Below are 6,077 nucleotides of genomic sequence, written 5' to 3'. Positions count from 1 at the left end.
TTAAAGATTATGTGGTTATTATAGCAAAGAGGATACACCTGTTCCCATACCGAACACAGAAGTTAAGCTCTTTAGCGGCGATGGTACTTGGTGGGCGACCGCCTGGGAGAGTAGCACGTAGCCACGTAGTCTTTTTTTATTGTCTATAGACATAAATCCAAGACATTATAAATCCAAAAACACAATTTTTATTTAATTAAGACTATGCCGTTGATATAATTTACATCAACGGCTTTTAATATAAGGAGATAAATATGAAAAAATCTATTTTAAATCAACTAGGTGAAATTGTTAATAATAATCTAGTTTCATTTCATGTTCCAGGTCATAAATTAGGAAAGATATATGATAGATTAGGTTATTCTAATATATTAGAGAGTCTTTATAAAATGGATACAACTGAAATATTAGGTACGGATAATTTACACTCTCCAGAAGGAATAATAAAAGAATCTCAAGAAAGAGCAGCAAGGGTTTTTAACAGTAAAAATACATATTATCTAGTTAATGGAAGTACGTGTGGTATACAGGCAGCTATAATGTCTGTATGTAATCCAAAAGATAAAATAATTGTAAATAGAGACTGCCATCAATCAGTTATAAACACACTTATCCTTGGAGATATAGAACCTGCATACATATATCCACAAATTGATAATAAAACTAATATATTAATGGGGATAAAGATTGAAGATGCTATAGACACAATAGATAAAAACTTAGATGCAAAGGCAATACTATTAACTTATCCTACTTACTATGGAAAAGTATATGATTTAAAAACAATTTGTAATTATGCTCATAGTAAAGGAATGATGGTTATAGTAGATGAGGCTCATGGTGCTCATCTAGGTTTAAGTGATAAGTTACCTATGACAGCATTAGAACAAGGAGCTGATATAGTAGTACAAAGTACTCATAAAACACTACCTTCTTTTACACAGTCATCAATGGTACATATTCAAGGAGAAAGAGTAAATCAAGAGAGATTAACTTCTATACTTAGGATGATAGAATCATCTAGTCCATCGTATATGCTTATGTCGTCATTAGAATTAGCTGTAGATATATATGAAACAAAAGGTAAAGATTTAATGGATGAACTTTTGGACAATATTGATATATTTAAAAAAAATATGGAAAAATATAAAAATATAAATATATATAATGACAATGATAGAACAAAAATTTTCATATCATCTAAGGAATTGGGGATGACAGGATATGAACTAGATGAGATGCTTAGAATGAATTATAATGTACAAGTAGAATTGTCAAATTACTATGGAATATTATTAATATGTACAATAGGAAACGATAGAGGGGATTTTAAGAGCTTAGAATATGCACTAGCAGATATTAGCCTAAACTATATAAGTAATAAAAATATAGGCTATATAGACTATCCTATGAATATACCAGTAAAAGAATTAAGTCCAAGAGAAGCATTTTATAATGAGAAGAAAAGTGTTAAAATATATGATAGTATAGGTAAAATATGTGGAGAATATATCATACCTTATCCTCCTGGTATATGTTTAGTATCTCCAGGAGAAATCATAACTAAAGAAGTTATCGATTATATTTTAGTTTGTCACCAAAAAGGAATGAGTATAAGTGGAATGAAAGACCCTAGCTTAGGGTATATACAAATTATAGATAATAATTATAAGAGATAAATTTTAATAAATAGAAACGGTCCATAAATTGGGCCAAAGAAATAAACTAACATCAATTATAGTTAATACAGAATATATGGAGGTGGAAACTGCTTTATAAAATAATATAAGCAGTATATAAAAATGAGCGGTAAGTTAATAATTATAGAGAGTGGATCAGATGCAAGTGGAAAGGCAACGCAAACTAAAAAGTTATATGAGAGATTATTAAAAGATGGATATAATGTAAGAAAAGTAGAATATCCAAATTATGATTCTGAATCATCTGCACTAGTAAAAATGTACTTAAGAGGTGAATTTGGTGAGAAGGCAACGGATGTAGATCCATATATAGCATCTACATTTTTTTCAGTAGATAGATATGCCTCATTTAAAACAGAATGGGAAGAATTTTATAACAATGGCGGAATAGTTCTTGCAGATAGATATACAACATCTAATATGGTACATCAAGCTTCTAAAATGGATGAAGATGAAAGAGATAAGTACTTAGATTGGCTTGTAGATTATGAATTTAATATGTATAAAATACCACAGCCAGATTGTGTTGTATTTTTAGATGTACCTGTAAACTTTAGTAAAAAACTTATGGAAAATAGAAAAAATAAATTTACAGGTGAAAAGAAAAAAGACATCCATGAAAGTGATATAAAATACTTAGAAAAATCATATGAAAATTCTCTATATATAGCGGATAAGTATAATTGGAATAAAATAAATTGCGTAGAGAATGATAAATTAAGAAGCATAGATAGCATACATGAAGAAATTTATAATTTAGTAATAGATAGGATAAAGTCTATGGAGAGGTAAATATGTATTTCGATAATATTATAGGCCAGGATTTTGCTAAGAAGTATCTTACAAATTCAATAAAAAAAAATAAAATAAATCATGCATATATGTTTGAGGGAATAGATGGTATAGGTAAAAAAAAGCTTAGCCAAGAATTATCAAAAATACTTTTAGATACAGAAAATGTAGAAAATAGTCCTGATTATATAAATATATATCCAGATGGAAACAGTATAAAGATTGCACAAATAAGAAAGTTACAAACAGATATAATAGTAAAACCTCATAATCAATATAAAATATATATTATAAATCAGGCTGAGAGCATGACTATAGAAGCTCAAAATGCCCTATTAAAGACATTAGAAGAGCCTCCAGAGTATGCTATAATAATATTAATAACAAGTAATAAAGAAGCTCTATTAGACACGATAAAATCTAGATGTGAGATAATAAAATTTTTACCAATATCTCTAGTAGACTTAAATAATTATTTGATTAGTCAAGGAATAGATGAGAATAGAGCTCAATTATTATCTACTTTTGCTAGGGGAAGTATAGAAAAAGCTATAGAATTATCAGAATCAGCCGAATTTGCTATAATGAGAGATGAAATACAAACTTATATAGAAATAATGCTAGACAAAGATATGATAGATATTTTAGAAATACCCGCAAGTATGGAAAAATATAAAAAAGATGCTATAAGTATATTAGATATGCTTATAAACTATTTTAGAGATATGATGCTTTTAAAAGAAAATGTAGATAAGAGTATGATAATAAACATTGATAAAATAACATTTTTACAGAATATGAGCAAAAAAATTACATATTCTCAAGTATCTAAAATTATTGATATAATAGAAGATATAAAGAAAAAGATAAGAAGCAATTGTAACTTTAACATTAGTATACAAGTTATGGCTTTAAATATATATGAGGTGATAAAATGATAAAGATAGTGGGTGTTAGGTTCAAAAATGCTGGAAAAATATACTACTTTGATCCTGTAGAATTAGAGGTAGAAAAAAGTATAGATGTAGTAGTAGAAACAGCTAGGGGATTAGAATATGGAACAGTAGTAGTGGGTCCAAAAGAAATAGATGAAAGTGAATTAGTTTCACCATTAAAGCCAATTATAAGAATAGCTACAGATGAAGATAGACAAGTATATCTTGAAAATAAAGAAAAGGCAAAAGAAACTTTTGAATTATGTCAACAAAAAATAAAAGAACATGATTTAAATATGTTTTTAATAGATTGTGAATACACTTTTGATAGAAATAAATTAATATTCTATTTTACAGCAGAAGGTAGAATAGACTTTAGAGAATTAGTAAAAGATTTAGCATCTATATTTAAAACAAGAATAGAGTTAAGACAAATAGGTGTTAGAGATGAAGCAAAAACTATAGGTGGATTAGGACCATGTGGAAGAAAACTTTGCTGTTCATCATGGCTTGGAGATTTTCAACCTGTTTCAATAAAAATGGCTAAAGACCAAAGTTTATCACTTAATCCAACTAAGATATCAGGAATATGCGGAAGACTTTTCTGTTGTCTAAAGTATGAGCATGATGTTTATGCAGAAGCTATAGATGCTATGCCAGTTGTAGGTGCCTTAGTAAAAGTAGATGAAGCAAAAGGAAAGGTAATAGAAGTAAATCCTTTACTAGAGCAAGTAAGAATAGAATTTAATGATAAGACTATAAAAGTATGTCATAAAGATGAAGTTAAAGTTTTACATGAACCTAAAAAATGTGGTGGATGTGGAAGTCTAAGAGATGAAGGATTAGATGAAGCTACATTAAGAGAATTAAAGAAATTAGAAGACTAATTATAAATAATAAGGGGGTAGGACTTTTCCTACCTTTTTTAATACATTAAGGAATTATAAAAAGTATATAATGTGTATAATTTATAATCAAACAACCTTTTATAACAACATATATGAGTAAAGCGGATTTTCAGACATGAGAGGAGATTAATATGGAAGTACAATTAAAAGAAACAGAAAGAATAGATGATTTACAATTAAAAGGGCTAAAACTAATACAAGATACTGACGGATTTTGCTTTGGTATAGATGCAGTATTATTAGCTAACTTTGCTAAAGTAAAAAAAGGAGCTAAGGTTGTAGATTTAGGAACAGGAACAGGAATAGTTCCAATACTTATAGCTGGAAAAAGTCAAGCAAGTAAAATTATAGGTGTAGAAATACAAGAAGAAGTATATGAAATGGCAACTCGTTCAGTTAAACTAAATGATTTAGAAGAAAGAGTAGAAATAGTAAATGCAGATATAAAAGAAATAGATAAAGTATTAGAAGTAAATGGATATCATGTAGTAACTTCAAATCCTCCATATATGCACATGGATGGAATAAAAAACCCTAACGATAAAAAGGCTATATCAAGACATGAGGTTAAATGTAACTTAGAAGATGTAATAAGAGCAGCTTCTAGACTTACAATGCCAAGAGGAAAGTTTTTCATGATTCATAGACCTATAAGATTAGTTGATATATTAACTTTAGGTAGAAAGTATAATATGGAACCAAAACAAATTCAATTTATACATCCAAGAGCAGGAAAAGCACCAAACTTAGTATTAGTTGAATTTATGAAAGATGGTAAGCCTGAGCTTAAAATATTAGATCCATTATATGTTTATGGAGAAGATGGAAACTACACTGAAGAACTAAAAGCAATATATGCAAATGAAGATATAGGAGAAAAATAAATGAGTGGTAAATTATATATATGTCCAACACCAATAGGTAATTTAGAAGATATGACTTATAGAACTATAAGAATATTGAATGAAGTTGATTTAATAGCAGCTGAGGATACTAGACACAGTATAAAGCTTTTAAATCACTTTGAAATATCAAAACCTTTAACTAGTTATCATGAACATAATAAAGACTCAAAAGGCGGATATTTAATAAATAAATTACTAGAAGGTGAAAATATAGCATTAATAAGTGATGCTGGTATGCCAGGAATATCAGATCCAGGTGAAGATATAATAAAGCAAGCTATTGAACATAATATAGATATAGAAGTGTTGCCAGGAGCAACTGCATCTATAACTGCATTAGTTGGATCTGGGTTAGAAACAGCAAAATTTGCTTTTGAAGGATTTTTAGATAGAGATAAAAAAGTTAGAAGAAACCAGTTAGAAGAACTAAAGGAAGAACGTAGAACTATAATATTTTATGAATCTCCTCACAGATTAAAAGATACTTTAAAAGATATGTTAAAGGTATTAGGAAATAGACGTATAGCAGTAAATAGAGAGATAACAAAGAAATATCAGGAAATAATAAGAGAAGATATAGAAACAGTTATAAACATATTTAATGAAAAAGAGGTAAAGGGAGAATTTGTTTTAATCGTAGAAGGATTTAAAGGCGAAAAGACAGTACAAAATTCTTATGAAGACCTTACTGAAAGAGAATATGTAATAACTTTAATGGAAAATGGAATGGATAAAAAAGATGCTATCAAGACAGTTTGTAAAGATAGAAAATTAAAAAAGGATGTTGTTTATAAACAAGTACTAGATTTATAAAATGTATAATTTGAGGTGGTATAT

The 6,077-nt window shown here is 28.2% G+C and carries 6 protein-coding genes and 1 rRNA gene; all 7 read left to right on the top strand.

Annotation, left to right across the window (positions count from 1 at the left end):
- Positions 1 to 10 precede the first annotated feature (10 nt).
- The 7 genes from rrf (at position 11) to rsmI (ending at position 6,053) form a co-directional block, all read left to right on the top strand.
- A 5S ribosomal RNA gene (gene rrf / locus BN7997_RS00905) occupies positions 11 to 127 on the top strand.
- A 127-nt stretch (positions 128 to 254) separates the two neighbouring features.
- Complete coding sequence (locus tag BN7997_RS00900) at positions 255 to 1,679, top strand: aminotransferase class I/II-fold pyridoxal phosphate-dependent enzyme (protein ID WP_071119003.1); 1,425 nt, start codon at positions 255 to 257, stop codon at positions 1,677 to 1,679.
- A 123-nt stretch (positions 1,680 to 1,802) separates the two neighbouring features.
- Positions 1,803 to 2,492 carry a dTMP kinase gene (locus BN7997_RS00895; RefSeq protein ID WP_071119002.1) on the top strand — a complete coding sequence of 230 codons (690 nt, stop codon included), beginning with the start codon at positions 1,803 to 1,805 and terminating at the stop codon, positions 2,490 to 2,492.
- Between the two features lie 2 nt (positions 2,493 to 2,494).
- Positions 2,495 to 3,430: a DNA polymerase III subunit gene (locus tag BN7997_RS00890; RefSeq protein WP_071119001.1), complete on the top strand. Its 936-nt coding sequence runs from the start codon at positions 2,495 to 2,497 to the stop codon at positions 3,428 to 3,430.
- The gene (locus BN7997_RS00885) at positions 3,427 to 4,314 is read left to right on the top strand and encodes a PSP1 domain-containing protein (protein ID WP_071119000.1); all 888 of its coding nucleotides are present in this window, start codon (positions 3,427 to 3,429) and stop codon (positions 4,312 to 4,314) included. The genes BN7997_RS00890 and BN7997_RS00885 overlap by 4 nt, the downstream gene beginning before the upstream one ends.
- 152 nt (positions 4,315 to 4,466) lie before the next feature.
- Positions 4,467 to 5,219, top strand: coding sequence for a tRNA1(Val) (adenine(37)-N6)-methyltransferase (locus BN7997_RS00880; protein WP_071118999.1), 753 nt, complete (start codon positions 4,467 to 4,469; stop codon positions 5,217 to 5,219).
- Entirely contained in the window at positions 5,220 to 6,053 is an 834-nt protein-coding gene (rsmI, locus tag BN7997_RS00875) for a 16S rRNA (cytidine(1402)-2'-O)-methyltransferase (RefSeq protein WP_071118998.1), read from the top strand.
- The last annotated feature ends 24 nt before the right edge of the window (positions 6,054 to 6,077 follow it).

The sequence above is a fragment of the Romboutsia timonensis genome (assembly GCF_900106845.1).
Classification (GTDB): domain Bacteria; phylum Bacillota; class Clostridia; order Peptostreptococcales; family Peptostreptococcaceae; genus Romboutsia; species Romboutsia timonensis.
The sequence above is the reverse complement of the archived record's forward strand: the minus strand, read 5'-3'. Positions and strand labels throughout refer to the sequence as shown.